The organism is Labrys sedimenti, from assembly GCF_034424805.1.
GTDB lineage: Bacteria > Pseudomonadota > Alphaproteobacteria > Rhizobiales > Labraceae > Labrys > Labrys sedimenti.
On the sequence record NZ_JAXOUF010000001.1, the window covers coordinates 1,256,766 to 1,272,988 of the forward strand.

The 16,223-nt window shown below is 63.9% G+C and carries 14 protein-coding genes; 9 read left to right on the forward strand and 5 right to left on the reverse strand.

What is annotated here, in order from left to right; all coding sequences use genetic code 11:
* The first annotated feature begins 88 nt into the window (after window positions 1-88).
* From U1R88_RS06000 to U1R88_RS06025, 6 genes are all read left to right on the forward strand, one after another.
* Window positions 89-2,242 carry a hydantoinase/oxoprolinase family protein gene (locus U1R88_RS06000; protein ID WP_322430401.1) on the forward strand — a complete coding sequence of 718 codons (2,154 nt, stop codon included), beginning with the start codon at window positions 89-91 and terminating at the stop codon, window positions 2,240-2,242.
* 18 nt (window positions 2,243-2,260) lie between these two features.
* Window positions 2,261-4,456: a hydantoinase B/oxoprolinase family protein gene (locus tag U1R88_RS06005; RefSeq protein ID WP_322430402.1), complete on the forward strand. Its 2,196-nt coding sequence runs from the start codon at window positions 2,261-2,263 to the stop codon at window positions 4,454-4,456.
* Window positions 4,457-4,463: 7 nt separating this feature from the next.
* A complete protein-coding gene (locus U1R88_RS06010) occupies window positions 4,464-4,970 on the forward strand; it encodes an acetone carboxylase subunit gamma (protein WP_322430403.1) in 507 nt (168 codons plus the stop codon).
* Window positions 4,967-6,481, forward strand: coding sequence for a choline-sulfatase (betC, locus tag U1R88_RS06015; protein WP_322430404.1), 1,515 nt, complete (start codon window positions 4,967-4,969; stop codon window positions 6,479-6,481). Before U1R88_RS06010 ends, betC begins: the two co-directional genes overlap by 4 nt.
* Window positions 6,482-6,490: 9 nt before the next feature.
* Window positions 6,491-7,315: an SDR family NAD(P)-dependent oxidoreductase gene (locus U1R88_RS06020; RefSeq protein WP_322430405.1), complete on the forward strand. Its 825-nt coding sequence runs from the start codon at window positions 6,491-6,493 to the stop codon at window positions 7,313-7,315.
* Between the two features lie 247 nt (window positions 7,316-7,562).
* Window positions 7,563-8,615, forward strand: a complete 1,053-nt coding sequence (locus U1R88_RS06025) for a helix-turn-helix transcriptional regulator (protein WP_322430406.1) — start codon at window positions 7,563-7,565, stop codon at window positions 8,613-8,615.
* A gap of 221 nt (window positions 8,616-8,836) precedes the next feature.
* Here U1R88_RS06025 and U1R88_RS06030 read toward each other — a convergent pair whose 3' ends face one another.
* The 4 genes from U1R88_RS06030 to U1R88_RS06045 all read right to left on the reverse strand — a co-directional run bounded on the left by U1R88_RS06030 (window position 8,837) and on the right by U1R88_RS06045 (window position 12,381).
* Window positions 8,837-9,472: an NrsF family protein gene (locus U1R88_RS06030; protein WP_322430407.1), complete on the reverse strand. Its 636-nt coding sequence runs from the start codon at window positions 9,470-9,472 to the stop codon at window positions 8,837-8,839.
* Complete coding sequence (locus tag U1R88_RS06035) at window positions 9,469-10,014, reverse strand: sigma-70 family RNA polymerase sigma factor (RefSeq protein ID WP_082980087.1); 546 nt, start codon at window positions 10,012-10,014, stop codon at window positions 9,469-9,471. The genes U1R88_RS06030 and U1R88_RS06035 overlap by 4 nt, the downstream gene beginning before the upstream one ends.
* A gap of 67 nt (window positions 10,015-10,081) precedes the next feature.
* Window positions 10,082-11,347 carry a D-tagatose-bisphosphate aldolase, class II, non-catalytic subunit gene (locus tag U1R88_RS06040; protein WP_322430408.1) on the reverse strand — a complete coding sequence of 422 codons (1,266 nt, stop codon included), beginning with the start codon at window positions 11,345-11,347 and terminating at the stop codon, window positions 10,082-10,084.
* Window positions 11,348-11,376: 29 nt separating this feature from the next.
* Window positions 11,377-12,381 carry a LacI family DNA-binding transcriptional regulator gene (locus tag U1R88_RS06045; RefSeq protein WP_322430409.1) on the reverse strand — a complete coding sequence of 335 codons (1,005 nt, stop codon included), beginning with the start codon at window positions 12,379-12,381 and terminating at the stop codon, window positions 11,377-11,379.
* Window positions 12,382-12,840: 459 nt separating this feature from the next.
* Between U1R88_RS06045 and U1R88_RS06050 the strand changes: the two genes are divergently transcribed.
* The 3 genes from U1R88_RS06050 (at window position 12,841) to U1R88_RS06060 (ending at window position 15,669) form a co-directional block, all read left to right on the forward strand.
* Window positions 12,841-13,818: an ABC transporter substrate-binding protein gene (locus tag U1R88_RS06050; protein ID WP_322430410.1), complete on the forward strand. Its 978-nt coding sequence runs from the start codon at window positions 12,841-12,843 to the stop codon at window positions 13,816-13,818.
* Between the two features lie 73 nt (window positions 13,819-13,891).
* A complete protein-coding gene (locus tag U1R88_RS06055) occupies window positions 13,892-14,929 on the forward strand; it encodes an ABC transporter permease subunit (RefSeq protein WP_322430411.1) in 1,038 nt (345 codons plus the stop codon).
* Window positions 14,926-15,669 carry an ATP-binding cassette domain-containing protein gene (locus U1R88_RS06060; protein ID WP_068295881.1) on the forward strand — a complete coding sequence of 248 codons (744 nt, stop codon included), beginning with the start codon at window positions 14,926-14,928 and terminating at the stop codon, window positions 15,667-15,669. Before U1R88_RS06055 ends, U1R88_RS06060 begins: the two co-directional genes overlap by 4 nt.
* A 19-nt stretch (window positions 15,670-15,688) precedes the next feature.
* Here U1R88_RS06060 and U1R88_RS06065 read toward each other — a convergent pair whose 3' ends face one another.
* Window positions 15,689-16,123 (reverse strand): MarR family winged helix-turn-helix transcriptional regulator, encoded by a 435-nt coding sequence (locus U1R88_RS06065; RefSeq protein ID WP_322430412.1) that lies wholly within the window; start codon window positions 16,121-16,123, stop codon window positions 15,689-15,691.
* Window positions 16,124-16,223 lie beyond the last annotated feature (100 nt).

The window sequence follows — 16,223 nt, forward strand, 5'->3', positions numbered from 1 at the left end:
CCGCCCGGATAGTGACCGCAGGCACATGGCGGATCGCGCCGCCTCCCGCCTAGCCTGTTCCCCGACATCATCCGGGACGGGAACAGCGATGACAACGGCAGGCGCGCAGACAATCGGCAATCCCATCATCATCGGCATCGATGCCGGCGGCACCATGACCGACACGATACTGGTCGACGGCGACGGCCGCTTCAAGATCGGCAAGGCAGCGACCACGCCGCGCGATGAATCGGAAGGCTTCATAGCCTCCGCCGCCGATGCAGCCGAGGCTTGGGGCATCTCGCTGGAGAGCTTGTTCTCCGGCATCGACGTGGTGCTGTATTCCGGCACCGGCATGCTCAATACCTTGCTTTCGCGCACGGGACGCAAGCTCGGCCTGATCACCACCAAGGGCCTGGAGGACATGATCCTGATGGGTCGCGGCCTGCAGGCCTGGGCGGATTATTCCTATGCCGACCGCCTGCACGCCATCACCCACCACCATCCGGATCCCCTGGTGCCGCGACGGCGCACCCATGGCGTCACCGAGCGCATCGACCAGTTCGGCGATGTCATCATCCCGCTTTACGAACATGAAGTCGTGGCGGCGGCGCGCAAGCTGATCGCCGACCAGGTCGACGCCATCTGCATCATGACGGTGTTCTCCCACGTCAATCCGGCGCATGAGAAGCGCATCGCCGAGATCGCCCGGGAGGAGATCGCCAGGGCCGGCGCGGAAATCCTGGTCTACACCAGCCACGAGGTACGCCCGGTCATCCGCGAGCAGTCCCGCCTCAACTCGGTGCTGATCGAAGCCTATGCCACCTCGCGTGGGCGCAGGCAGCTCAAGGGCATCGAGGACATTTCGAAGAAGCACGGCTATCGCTATCGCGTGCAGACGCTGCTCTCCTTCGGCGGCCTCACCTCGATCGACCATCCCCGCCTGCACGAGACCATGATCTCCGGCCCGATCGGCGGCATTCTCGGCGCGGCCTATGTCGGCAAGCTGATCGGCAACGACTCGCTGATCTGCTCGGACATGGGCGGCACCTCCTTCGACATGGGCGTGATCACCCGCGGCCAGACCCGCATCGAGAACGAACCGATCATGGACCGGTTCAAGCTCAACGTGCCGACCTTGCATCTGGACACCATCGGCGCCGGCGCTGGCATGATCCTCAAGGTCGATCCGCTGACCCGGAAGATCAGCCTCGGCCCGGAGAGCGCCGGCTCGGACCCCGGTCCGATCTGCTTCAATCGGGGCGGCACTCGCCCGACCATTGCCGATTGCGACGCCATTCTCGGCCGTCTCAATCCCGACTATTTCCTCGGTGGCAAGGTGAGGCTCGACGTGGAGAAGGCGACCAGAGCCTTCAAGGAGCAATGCGCCGATGTCCTCGGCGTGCCCATGCATGAAGCCGCCGAGGGCATGATCCACATGCTGGAGGATGACGCCAACAACGCGCTGCGACGCGTGATCTCCGGCCAGGGCATCCATCCCTCCGAATTCACCTTGCTCTCCTATGGCGGCTCCGGGCCGCTGCATCTGGCCGGCTGCAGCCGCGGCATCGGTTTCCGCGACATCATCACCTTCCAGTTCGCCGCCGCCTTCTCGGCCTTCGGCTGCACCACGGCCGACTATATGCGCCGCCACTCGATCTCAACCCAGATCGATATTCCCAGTGCCGCCGGCGAGGACGAACTGGCCGCTCATGCCACACGCATATCGAGCGTTTGGAAGGAACTTCGCGAAGCCGCGATCGCAGAGATGGTGGCCGATGGCCATCCGCGCGAGAAGGTCCGTACCGTTCCCTTCCTGATGATGCGCTACACCGGCCAACTCGAGGACGTCGAGGTCGCTGCCCCGCTCGACCAGGCTCAAACGGCCGACGACATGCGCCGGATCATCGAGGCCTTCGAAATAGTCTATGGCAAGATTAACCACCGGGTCTCGCGCTACGGCGCCGTCGGCTATTCGGTGATGGAACTCGGCCTGATCGCCACCGCCGACAAGGTCAAGCCGGTGCTGATCAAGCGCCCGCTCGGCGCTACCGATCCGGCCATCGCCCATAAGGGCCGGCGCGAAGCCTATATGGGCGGGCGCTGGCACAAGGCAGATCTCTACGAGATGGACGATCTGCAGCCCGGCCACGAGGTGAAAGGCCCGGCAATCATCGAGCATCCCGCCACGACGCTGGTGGTCCATCCCGGTGACAGCGTCTTCGTCGACGAATGGACCCTCCTGCATTACCGCCACGCTTGAGCGAAGAGGAACAACACCATGCTGGATCACGTGAAAGCCCACATGCCGCTTCGCGAAAGGATGCTCAAATCCGAACGGCTGATGGAGGAGACCGGCTGCTATGACGGCATCACGTCACTGCAGCTGCGCAAGCAGGACCTGCTGAAATTCGAGACCCTGCACACCAAGCTGCGCGCCTTCTGCGTCTCCGCCCGTGAAATGGCGCGCCGCATCTCCGCCTCGCCCGGCGTGCGCGAGGTCGGCGAGATGGTGGTGGCCATCTACACCCCGGAGGGCGATGCCATCGCGCTCTCCAACGGCATCATGGTGCATGTCCATACCATGAGCCGCTTCATCAAATGGATGATCCGCGAGGGTTACGAGGCCAATCCCGGCATCCGCCCGGGCGACATCTTCGCCAACAACGATGCCTTTATCGGCACGGTCCAGGTGCCCGACGTGATGGACGTGGTGCCGATCTTCCACTCGGGCGAACTGATCGGCTGGGCCGGCGCCGTCTGCCACGAGCTCGAGGCCGGCGGCATCACCCCCGGAGGCGACGTCTGCCTCGCCCAGGAGCGTTTCACCGAGGGCCTGTTCGTCTGCGCCGAGAAGATCGGCGAGAATGACGAGATCCGCCGCGACTACGTCATCCGTTGCGAACGCAATCTGCGCATGCCGATCTACTGGGTGCTCGACGAGAAGGCCAAGGTCGCCTCCTGCATTGACATGCGCGAGAACCTCATCGCCCTCGTCGACGAGATCGGCCTCGACTACTGGAAGCAGGTCTCCAAGGAATTCATCGAGGAAGGCCGCATCAGCCAGCTCGCCCGCACCCGCCAGCTGACCGTGCCCGGCATCTATCGCGGCCACACCTTCTATGGCCATGTCACCGAGGGCAAGCCGGGCTTCCAGCCGCTCGCCGATCCCAACTGGCTCTACAACATCCCGGTGGAGATGGAGATCACCACCGAGGGCAAGATCAAGCTCGACTTCGAGGGCACCCAGCCCTGGGGCTATCATTCGATGAACTGCACGCCCGCCGGCATGGATGGCGGCATGTTCGTCACCCTCACCCAGCACATGAACTTCGAGGGGCTGGTGAATGACGGCGCCTGGCTCGCCACCGAGCTGAAGATCCCCAAGGGCACCTGGACCAATCCCGACAATGAGATGGTGGCGACCGCGACCTCCTGGGCCCTGCTGCTGCCCGCCTATGGCGTGTTCCAGCGCCTGCTCTCGCGCGGCTTCCTCGCCCGGGGCTTCATAGAGGAGGTGTTCGTCGGCCAGGTCAACTCCCCCATGATCGAGATGGGCGGCGAAAGCCAATACGGCACTTTGTTCGGCATGGCCCATTTCGAATGCGCCGCCGCCGGCTCCGGCGCCCTCGCCATCAAGGACGGGCTCGACACCGCCTATGTCGGCTGGAACCCCGAATCCGACATGGGCAATATCGAGATCTGGGAACAGAACATGCCGATGCTCTATATCGGCCGTTCGATCCTGCCCAACTCCGGAGGCGCCGGCAAATATCGCGGCGGCTGCGCCTTCATCTCGACCTGGCTGGTGAGCAAGTCCAACCATCTGCGCCTGGTCACCTCGGAACATTCCTCCCGCGTGTTCGACAATGGCGGGCTGTGCGGCGGCTATCCCGCACCGACCTGCCAGATGCACCGGGCCGTGCGCGATACCAATCTGGCCGAGATCATCGCCGAGAATCGCCCCCTGCCCCATACCATCGGCACCGACCCGGCCCATTCCGATCTGGAGAAGCTGGTCGAGGGCCGGCACGTCACCGAGGAAGGCCCCTACATCACCGCGCCGCACAAGTCGGGCGATATCTTCACCCACTCCTATAATGGCGGCGGCGGTTACGGCGACGTACTGGAGCGCGATCCGATCAAGACCGCACAGGATGTGGAGAACGGCTTCCTCACCCCGGAGGCGGCCGAGCAGGTATTCGGCATCGTCATCCGGGAAGTCTCGCAGACGGATCGGCTGGAGGCCGATCTCGCTGCCACCGCCGCCTTGCGCGAGAAGATGCGGGCCGAACGCATCGCGACTTCAGTGCCTGTCTCGGCCTGGATCGGCGAGGAGGCCAAGCGCGTCGCCGCCAGCGATTTCGCGCCCGAGGTCGCCAAGATGCACGCCAATGCGATGAAGCTCTCGCCGCGCTTTGCCGCCGACTTCCGCAAGTTCTGGGGCCTCGACGCCTCCTTCACGGTTCACTACTGAGGTCAGCATGTCCAGCTATCCCAAGGAAACCATTCGCGAACTCGTTGCAGGCACCCTGCCCTGGCACCAGACCCGGCAGATCATGAGCGCCTACAAGGACGACGACCGTTTCCAGACCTATATCCAGGTCCTGCAGGAGCGGATGGCCTGGAAAGACCCGATCCTGCTGCCGGTCGGCGATCATCTCTTCATCGCCGACACGCCGAATGGCCGCGTCACCAAATGCGAATGCGGCCAGGAGTTCGGGCATTACAGGAAGAACTGGAAGCTCGGCGCCCATATCCGCGTGCGCCGGACCAAGGAGGCCCTGCGCGAGATCTATCCCAACTCCGACATTCCCGATCCGGAATGGATGGAGATCCGCGAATTCCTCTGCCAGTCCTGCGGCACGCTGCACGAGGTCGAGGCGGCGGCCCCGGGCTATCCCATCGTCCATGACTTCGAGCCGGACCTGGAAGGCTTCTACCGCGACTGGCTCAAGCGGCCTCTCGAACCGGAGGGAGGGAACAGATGAGCAGGCGGCCCAATATTCTCATCCTGATGGCCGACCAGCTGGGCGCTCCGGCGCTCGGCGTCTACGGCCACCCGATCGTCAAGACCCCCAACCTCGACCGCATCGCCAAGGGCGGTGCGGTCTTCGACAATTTCTACTCCAGCTTTCCCCTCTGTGCCCCAGCCCGCCTGGCCCTGATGACCGGGCGGCTATGCTCGAACATCCAGGCCTGGGACAATGCCGCGCAGATTCCGTCCGATGTTCCCACCTTCGCCCATTATCTGCGCGTGCTCGGCTACCGGACCTGCCTGTCGGGCAAGATGCATTTCATCGGGCCCGACCAACTCCATGGTTTCGAGGAGCGGGTGACCACCGATATCTGTCCGTCCGACTTCAACTGGACGGCCGACTGGGACGATCCGTGGCGGACCATGGACTGGTTCCACAACATGAAGAACGTCAGCGACGCCGGCATTGCTGAACGGGCCCTGCAACAGGACTATGACGAGGAAGTCGCCCACAATGCCAGGCGCTGGCTGTTCGACCAGGCCCGCGACGGCGACGACAGGCCGTTCCTGCTCGTGGCTTCCTTCACCCACCCGCACGACCCCTATGTGACGCCGAAGCGCTTCTGGGATCTCTACGATCATGACAAGATCGACATGCCGCGCGTACCCTTCATTCCTCCGGCCCAGCGGGACGCCCATTCCCGGCGCCTGTGGGAGCAATATGACCGCGGTGAATTCGGTGTGGGGGACGAAAATGTTCGCACCGCCCGCCACGCTTATTACGGCAGCGTGTCCTATCTCGACGAGCGCGTCGGCGAGGTGCTCGATGCGCTCGACCGCTCCGGGCATGGCAAGGACACCATCGTGATCTTCCTCGCCGATCACGGCGACATGCTGGGGGAGCGCGGGCTCTGGTACAAGATGAGCTTCTATGACTGGTCGTCGCGCGTCCCCCTGCTCATGTCCGGTCCCAATGTGCCGGTGGGCGCCCGCATCAGGGCCAACGCTTCGCTCGTCGATATCCTGCCGACCCTGGTCGAGATCGCCGCCGGCCTGGAATGGAACGACTATCCCGAACGGCCGGACGGCCGGAGCCTGATGCCGCTCCTGGGCAAGGATGCCGACGATCGCATCGCCGTCAGCGAACTGATGTCGGAAGGCGTAGCGGCCCCCTATGTGATGCTGCGCAAGGGCCGCTACAAATTCACCTTTGTCGAGCACGATCCGCCCCAGCTCTTCGACATGGAAGCCGATCCGGACGAGGTGCATGACCTCGCAAGTGATCCAGGCCATGCGGATCAGGTGCAAGACATGCTCGCCGAGGTCGAACGCCGCTGGGACATGCCTAGGCTCAAGCGGGAAATCATCGCCAGCCAGCGCCGGCGCCGCCTCGTCTACAAGGCGCTGAGCACCGGCAAGGTCACGCCGTGGGATTATCAGCCCTGGAGTGACGCATCCTTGCAATATTATCGCGGGACGAAGTCGTATCACGAGGCAGAAGCCCGTGAATTCATCCGGCCATAAGGGAAGACCATGACCAGCTTGAAAGGCCGTGCCGCACTCATCACCGGCGGCCTCACCGGCCAGGGCCTCGCCATCGCCCAGGCTCTGGCGAGCGCCGGCGCCAATGTGGCAGTCGGCTCCTATATCGGCGAAGGCGCGCGCCTGGGCGATGCTGCCGCCTATCCTGTTGAGGCCGAATTGCAGCGCGTACGCGCCATGCTCGAGGCAGGGGGCGTCAAGGTGCATGCCGGCCATCTCGACGTGCGTTCCAGCGAGGTCATCGACGCCTTCATCCAGGCTGCGGAAGCCACCTGCGGCCCTATCGATATCCTGGTCAACGCGGCTGGCACCACGGCCGAGCAACCGGTCAGCGGTCATTCGGACGCGCTCTGGGAGAAGATCCTCGACACCAACCTCACCGGGGCTTTTCGCACCACGCGCAGCCTCCTGCCGGGCATGATCGCGCGCGGTTGGGGGCGCATCATCAATATCGGCTCGACGGCCGCCAGCGTCGGCTGGAAGGACAACCCGGCCTATTGCGCCTCCAAATCCGGCCTGCTGGGCCTGACGCGCTGCGTCGCCCTGGAAGGGGCGCCCCATGGCGTCGCGGCCGTGATGATCTCGCCGACCTGGGTCGAGACCGAGCTGATGCGCCGCAACGTCGCCCAGGTCGCCGAGCGCGAGGGCACGGGCGAAAGCCTGGAAAGCGCCATGGTCCGGATTGCCGCACAGAACCCGCAGCAGCGCATCATCCAGCCCGGCGAAGTGGCTGGCCTCGCTGTCTTTCTGTGCAGCGAAGCTGCGAAGGGCATCACGGCCGAGAACATCCAGATTACCGGAGGCGCGCTCTGGTAGAAACGGTCGGCGGACGCTGGCCCAGTGGGTGCACTCAGGGAAAAACCAGGCTTCCCGGTGGCTTGTCATGCCGGGCTTGATCCGGCAACCCAGTCCAGGCCTGTTCGTCACCGCCCCTGGATACCCGCGACAAGCCCGCGTATGACAAATTCTGAACCGTACTTTGTTTAAGTGAGCCGCGTTGGCGCGCTAGCCTGCCTTTTTTCACACGGGTGCCGAGTGCGACTTTCGGCGTGGAATGTTGCGGATGAAATCGACCCTGATCGCTTCCGGCCTTCCGCTCGCCACCGTCAATGCCGCCATCGGCGGGGCCGCCCGCCTGGTGGGGACGTCTGATTTCTATGCCGCCCTGCTCGCGGCCTTCCGTTCCCTGGTCTCGCACGATATCGCCACCATGGTGCGTTATTCGGCGGTGGGGCGGCCAAGTTTCCTCATGCATCACGGTTTCTCGGACGCCCTGGCCCGCCAGTATGAGACGACCTTCCACGTCTTCGATCCATTCCATCGCTATTGGGCGCAAACGGAACGGCCTGGTGTCGTCAGCCTCGACATGTTTCCGGCTACGGCGACCCGGCAGAGCCGCTACGTCCGCGAATTCCTGCAGGAATCCAGCATCACCGACGAGCTCGGCTACTTCCTGCCCGCCATGGGGCGGGCCAGCGTCGCCTTGTTCCTCGAACGTCGCATCGGCCGCTTCCTCGACAGCGAGCGAACAGCGATGGAGGATTTCTATCCCCTGTTCGCTGGTCTTGAGAGTGCGCATGTCAGCGCCGTTCTGGCGGCGGCGATCGGGCGTGGCACAAGCGGCGTCTCCCTGCCGCAGGCCATCATGCTGCGCGATCTCGAAGGCTGCGTCATCCACGCATCCGAGACCTGGCGGGCGATGGAAGTCAGGGATGCCGGCCTGCCGCGGGCCGTCGAAAGGCTGACGGCCGAAAATGCCGGCGAGGCCGTGCTGGATGACACGAGCGTCCTGCACCGGACCCGGATCTCGCCGGCCCACGGCTCCGCGCCGGAAGGCTGGCTCTTCACGGTGGAGAAATCATCGTCCTCCTCAATGGATTACGATCAGGCGATCATATCCGAGCTCAACCCGGCCCTTACGCCCCGGGAGATCGACATCGTCAAGCTGGTACTCGAAGGCCATCCCACGGCGACCATCGCCCAACGCCTCAAGCTCCAGCGCGGCACGGTGAAGAACCACCGGCTTCGCATCTATGAAAAACTGGATATCACGTCGGAGCGCGAACTCTTCCTCACCTACATCCAGGCCCTGCAGAGGCATCGGGGGAGCGGATAGGTTCGGCGGGCAATAAAAAACAGAATTTACAGAATGATAACCATAAATCTGGAACCAGATCATTCGCTTACACGGGAAGAATGAGGCGGAGCGAGACGGCTATTGGAAAACAACCATCAGCTGAGGAAGCCAGATGAAAAACAAGCAAGAATATCAATACACTACATCGATATTCAAAACACTCTTCCCATCGAGGCACAAGTCGACACCTCCAGCCGCACTCACCAGCGCAGCAGACGACGGCCGGCAAGATATCCGACGACCATGACGATACCCGTGGCCAAGCTGTACCAGGTGGCGACGAAGAGCGGGCTGTCGTCTACGCAATGGCTGGCATAAAGGGTCGCCGCAATGCCGCTGGCGGCGAGGCCCGCCACCGCCCCGGCCCGGCCGGGATTTGCGGGAGCGCCCTGGCGCAAGGCATAGAGAATGCAGGCCAAAGGCCCGAGCGCCAGCAGGGGTATCAGCATCAGGCAATAACGGGCATTCACGCCGATCCAGCGCGTTCCCCAGCTGGCGGACGGCATCACCATCATTTCCACTGCGACCGCGCCAATCAAAAGCAGGGGTGCAACGACCAAGGCAAGGCGCCATCCTCCTGATTGCGCACCCGGCCTGACCAGACGCAGGATCAGGCCACAGGCCGACACGGCTAATGACGCCGTCACCACGAATTTGAACAGGAAGCGCCATGTCTCGGCTGCCGCCGCGATATCGGGACGAGGCCGGAATCCCACGAAGAAAAGCACGGCCGAAAAAGCCGTACCGACGATCACCGCCAGCGCAAAAACCCTGCCGAGGGACCATTTGACCGGCGCGTCCTCTGAAATGGCGTTGATGAGATCGTCGGTCTTCACGACTGGTCACTCCGATAGAGCGCTGCGAGCTTCTTGAGGCCCCGATGCAGGGCGACGCGAACGGCCACCTCCGTCATCGCCAACCGACCTGCCATCTCCCGGATGCTGACGCCGCCGAGCGAGATGCCTTCCACGATATCACGCTGCGGCGGTTTCAGATGCGCCAGCATTTTCTCGGCCTCATGCTGCGACAGTCCGGATGCCGGCTCCTCTGCCTCGAGAACCTCGATCACGTCCTCGATCGGCACCATCACCTGCCGCCCCCGGCGGCGCATGGTATCGATCATCTTGTTGCGCACGATCGCCGACAGCCAGGGACCGAGCGGGCGCGAGGAATCCCAGGTTCCGCGCTTGAGGTGAATGGCGAGCAGCACTTCCTGGACGACATCCTCGACCTCCGCCGGCGGCGCGCCGAAGCGCTCGCAATAACGGCGCGCTGTGCCGCGCAGATAAGGGGTCACCGCCTGCAGGAACCGCCGATAGGCCGGTGCATCCCCGGCGATCGACTGCCGCAACCATGCCGCCCACTCCTCTTCGCGCATGGGATTATGCACGAGCCATCCTCTCTACGGCCGGTCTCACGGCTTTGTTACCGAATGCCGGATCGACTCAGTCAATCACTGTCGCCCCGGCATAATCGTCCAGCACCGCGCGTATGGCCAGAGAGAGGCAGGCCTTCATGTCCAGTGGGCCGACATGTCCCGCCGCGACCGGCACGAACTGGTGCACCAGGGTCGGCGGCAAGGTGCGCCCCGCCAACGCCAGCGACAGGCGCGCCACGGCAGCGGCGGCAGTCGGATGCGGCCAGTAATAGCGGATGCGGTCGCTGTAGCTATAGTGGCGCAGCACATGCTGGCTGGCGGCATCGCCCTGGTAATAGCGCTGCCAGTAGCCGGGCTCGGCCAGCATCAGGGCCTCCATCGCCTTGGCCAGCGAGCGTTCGCCATAAGAGGCATCAAGCTCCCCGGCGATGAGATCGAGCCCATAGAGCGCCTCGCGCCAGGCGAAGGTCAGGCCAGGCCCGACCTTGAGGATGGCAAAGCCGTCGGCCACCAGCCTCGCCAGCTTCTCCCGCGGCTGATAGTCGGTTGAATGGGCCTCGAACACGAGGGAAGGCTCGGTATCGAGCACGCCGACGAGATCACGGGCCTTGTCGGGCTGGTAGACCACCACGTCCTCATGCCCGAACTCGACACCGGGCTGCACCACCAGACCGATCACGCGTTCCAGCGCCGCCTCGACGCCTTGCTGGCGGAAGATGGCCCGATGCGTCTCGATGGTCTGACGCGCCGCACCCACAGCGGTCGGCTGCAGGCCGTCGAGCGCGTGCCAGGCGCCACCAGGCACCGGCACCTCGGTGCCGATGATATAGACCGGCAAGGGCAGGCCGTTGTCGCGCGCCGTCTGCTCCGCCACCCGGGTCAGCCGGGCGGCGCGCCTTGCCGTGGTTTCGTCATCGAGCGCTTCGGGCTCACCCTTGCAGCCCATGCTGGCATCGAGATGGATCTTGCCGAACCCCGCCGCGACATAGGCGGCCATCATCGCCTCGGCCTTGGCCATAGCCTCTTCCGCCTCGAGTTGGCGCCAGGGATTGGGACCGAGATGATCCCCGCCAAGGATCAGCTTGGCGGTGTCATAGCCGGAGGCTTTCGCCTTCTCGAACACGAAACGCTTGAAATCGGCCGGCGTCATGCCGGTATAGCCGCCCTCTTGGTTCACCTGGTTGCAGGTCGCCTCGATCAGGACCTCCCGCCCGCGCTCGCGGCCATGCGCCAGCGTCGTCTTGATCACGTCCGGATGGGCCGAGCAGATCGAGGCGATGCCTCGCGGCTTTCCGGAGCGCCGTGCAGGGGCAAGGTCGAGAAGGGTGGTCATGTCGGGTCTCCGTGAACGATGGATCGCGATCAGGCCGAAGCCCGCATCATCAGTTGGGCTTCGAGCCGCAATTGCTGCTGGCCTTGTGAAGGTTCCTCGCCCTCGACCTGGGCGAGCAGCAACTCGACACCGAGATTGCCGAGGCGGAAGAAGTCCTGCGCCACCGTGGTCAGGGGCGGGCAGCCGAAGCGGCTATAGGGCTGGTCGTCATGGCCGGCGACGCGCAGCCGGCAATCGGCGTCGCGCCCGACCTTCAGGCCGCGCTGGAAGGCCGCCGCCATCACCCCCACGGCGATACGGTCATTGGCGCACAGCACCGTCGAGGTCGGAAACCCCGCCCCGTCGATCACCCGCAGGGCTTCGGCATAGGCGATTTCCTCGAAACGCCAATCCGGCTTGCCTGCCACGGTGATGATCTCCGGCTGGAAGCCGAGCTGCTCCATGGCCTGGACATAAGCATTGCTGCGCTCGGCGGCATTGTGATTGACCGCCGGCATTTCAAAGAAGCTGGGCGGCGTCCCCGTGCGGCAGAGATAATCGGTGATCAGGCCGATGCTCTGCTCATTGTCGGTGCCGACGAAGGGCGAGCCGTCCTGCAGCGAAGAATCGAGATAGACCACTGGAATATGGGCGCGCAGGGTCTCCATGCGCGTGGCATCGGTATAGGCGCCGAGGGGGGCGATGATCGCGCCCGCGATCTTGAGCGACAGCAGCGTCTCCACCGAGCGCGCCTCATGCAGGGCATCCCCGCGCGAGGAAAGCACCAGCACGAAGTAACCGTCCTGCGCGCAACGCCGCTCGATGTGACGCACCATCTCCGAATAGAACATGTCCGAGGTGTCGGGCACGATCACGCCGATGATCTTGGGGCGCTTGCGGTTGAGGTTCACCGCGAACAGGTTAGGCCGATAGTCATATTTGGCCAAGGCCCTCTCGATGCGGAGGCGGATCGACTTGCGGACGCTGCCGGGGTCGTTGAAATATTTCGAGACCGTCGGCCGCGAGATCCCGCTGAGTTCGGCGAACTCGGCCATGTTCCTGATCTTTCGCACCGCCCTGATGCTCCCTCACCCGCCCGATCGGTTCCTAATTTTTACACGAGTAAACAATATTGTTTTTTACACGTCGTAAAAATCAGTTCGGTGAATTCATTCCCATGCTATCCGCGACAAAAATTTATCGTTATTTTTCAATATATTGATCCTAATTTCCTTCAATTAAAGGAGGCGCATTTTGTCAATCTTATCACGCGCAATATCTTTAATTGACGCCTACGGCACGAAACCATAGTCTGACAATTCATAAAAGACAAAAACAAATTCAGGGAGGGAGACGGCCCGCAGGCGCAACCGCACCTGTAGAGCCCGGCCACTATCGGCACCCTTTCCTCAACTCGATCGGCGGCCCTGCCCGCCGTAACCGGCTGGATACCTCGCGCTAGAGGAGGATCTGTGCCGGAGGGATCGACCACTTCGTCAAACCGAGGAAACGATATGAGGAAACTGCTTACGGCCCTCGCGGCTCTCGCCATCGGGGCCAGCGTGCTTGCCGCTCCGGCACAGGCCCAGGACAAGAAATACACCATCGCCCTCATTCCGGGCCTGACCACAGACGCCTTCTACATCTCGATGCGCAAGGGCGCGGAAGCGGCCGCCAAGGTGGTGGGAGCCGAGCTCGTGTTCCAGGGCGCGCCCGATTTCAATCCGGTGACGCAGACGCCCGTGCTCGACGCAGTCATCGCGCGCAAGCCCGACGCCATCCTGATTGCGCCGACCGACAAGGTTCAGCTCGTTCAGCCCCTGAAGAAAGCGGCCGATGCCGGCATTCCGGTGATCACCGTCGATACCTTCATCGGCACCGGCAAGTACCAGACCGGCGCGGGTGACGCCGACTTCCCGCTTTCCTATGTCGCCTCGGACAACATCCTGGGCGGGCGCATCGCGGCCCGCGCCCTTGCCAAGGCCATCGGTGAAAAGGGCAAGGTCTATGTCTCCAACGTGAAGCCGGGCATCTCGACCACGGACCAGCGCGAGGAAGGCTTCAAGGATGAGATGAAGAACTATCCCAACATCACTGTCCTTGAAACGCAATTCAACGACAATGATGCCAACAAGGCCGCCTCTCAGATGCAGTCGGTCTTCGCGCGCAACCCCGACCTTGCCGGTGTCTTCGGCGCCAATCTGTTCTCCGCGCTCGGCGCCGCCAACGGCGTGCAGCAGGCCGGCCAGAGCGGCAAGGTCCGTGTCGCCGCCTTCGACGCCCCGGCGACGATCGTCGACAACATCAAGTCCGGCCTGGTCGATATCGCCATCGCCCAGCACCCGGCGGAGATCGGCTATTTCGGCGTGCTTTCCGCCTATGCCCATCTCACTGGCCAGTCGATCCCTGCCTCGATCGGCACGGGCTTCACCGTGATGGACAAGTCCAACGTCGACAAGCCGGAAGTCGCCGCCTTCATCTACAAGGAATGAGGCCTTCCCCGCTTCTACGCCGCCGGAGCTGTCAGCCCGGCGGCAACCCTTTCTGTCCCGAACGGAGCGCCTGATGTCGGCAGCCCAAACTTCCCTCAGCCGGGCGCAGCCCGCGGCAGGCCCCCATCCCATCCTTCTGCGCATCGCGGAGCTCAGGGCCTGGCTCTTCCTGGTCCTGCTCCTGGTCTTCTTCGAGTGCTGGGCCCGGATCGCCTATGGCTCGACCTTCGTCTTCTCGGTCCCCACTTTGCAGTCGATCTCGATCTATGCGGTGGCACCGCTGCTGCTGGCACTCGGCTCCACCTTCGTGATCATCTCCGGCGGCATCGACCTGTCGATCGGCTTCATCATGGGGCTGTCGGCGGTGGTGGCAGCCCACACGGCCAATCTCATGGGCACCTCCATGCCGCCCTTCCCGGCCATGCTGATCGGCATCGTGGTCGGCGTCGCCGTGGCCACCATCCCCGGCTACATCAACGGCCTCCTGATTTCGAAACTCCGGGTTCCCCCCTTCATCGGCACGCTCGGCATGTATGGCGTGGCACGCGGCATTGCCTATCTGCTCGCCGGCGGCACCACGGTTCCGGTTTCGAACGCCTGGTTCGCGGCGCTCGGCAATGGCCGCTTCTACGGCGTGCCCGTCGTGGTGATCGTGGCCGCCCTCTTCCTGATCGCCATGCATTATCTGCTTTCGCAGACGCGCTTCGGCCAGCACACCTACGCCATCGGCGCCAGCGAACAGGCTGCGCTTCGAGCCGGCATCAATGTCTCCAGGCACACCCGCAAGCTCTATGTGCTGTCGGCCGTGTGCGCCGGCATCGGCGGCGTGCTCTACGCGGCCCGCTTCACCGCCGGCGCCGCCCAGGCCGGCGAGCCCCTCCTGCTCGATTCGATCGCCGCCGTGGTGATCGGCGGCGCCAGCCTGTTCGGCGGTTCGGGCTCGATCTCGGGCACGCTGGCCGGGGCGCTCGTCATCGCCGTGATCCAGTTCGGCCTCGTCTACATCAATGTCGAGCCGTTCTGGCAATTCGTCTCGGTCGGCGTCGTCATCATCGTTTCCGTGCTGGTCGACCAGGCCCAGCGCAGCATCGCCGGAGGCCGCCGTTCATGAGCACCCAGCCGCTCCTCGACATCCGCGACGTCTCCAAGCATTTCGGCGGCGTCACCGCACTCAACGGCGTCTCGCTCCAGCTCAATGCCGGCGAGGTCGTGGCTCTCGCCGGCGACAACGGCGCCGGCAAGTCGACGCTGATCAAGACCATCTCGGGCGTCTACCAGGCCGATGGCGGCGAGATCCGCCTGAAGGGCGAGGTCGTGAAATTCGCGACGCCCGAAGCCGCGCGCGGCCATGGCATCGAGACGATCTACCAGGACCTCGCGCTGGCCGACAATCTGTCGATCGGCGCCAACATCTTCCTGGGACGCGAGCCGATGACCAAAGCCTTCGGCTTCCTGCCCGTGCTCGACCGCCAGAAGATGGCCAAGGCGGCGCAGGAGACCATGGCGCAACTCGATTTCCACGTGACGCGCCTCGATGCTCCCGTCGGCAATTTCTCCGGCGGCCAGCGCCAGGCGGTTGCCATCGGCCGTGCCGTCTACTGGAACGCGCAGGTGCTGATCATGGACGAGCCCACAGCTGCCCTCGGCGTACCCGAGCAGCGCAAGGTCGTCTCCCTGATCCAGACCCTCAAGGCCCAGGGGCGCGGCATCATCTTCATCTCGCATAATCTGCAGGACATCTTTGCGGTCTCAGACCGCATCGTGGTGCTGCGCCGCGGAACCCTGGCGGGCGAGCGCAAGATCGCCGAGACCAATCATGACGAGATCGTCAAGCTGATGGTGGGCGGCTAACCCTCTTCCAGGTCGCGCCTCAGCGCAGATCCATGCTGGCCTCGAGCTTGTCGAGGCCCCGCAAGAGCGCCTCGGCCTCCGGGCCGAGGGCTGCCAGCAAGGCCGCTTCGAAGGCCAAAGCCCGCGGCACGATCTCGGCATAGACGCGCCGCCCCAGCGTCGTGAGGCTCAGGATCTCCTCGCGGCGGTCCTGCGCACTCTCGCGGCGCTTGAGCCAGCGGCGTTCCTCCAGTGCCCGAACGGCACGGCTGACCTTGGTCTTGTGCATGGAGGAATGGGCGCCGATCGCCTTGGCGCCCATCTCGTCGAATTCGCCCAATGTCGCCAGTACCCGCCATTCGGGCACGGTCAGGTCGTGCTCCGGGCCGTAGACGGTGCGAAAGTCGCGTGACACGACGGCACCGATGCGATTGAGCCGGTAGGGCAGGAAGTTCTCGAGCGTGAGCTTGGCCATGCTTTGATAGTTACATTATCGACAGTTACAGTTGCAACTTCATAAGCAAGCGCCCTCTCGACAACGGAGCGGGAGGCGGCCAACGATGTGCAACCGGGAG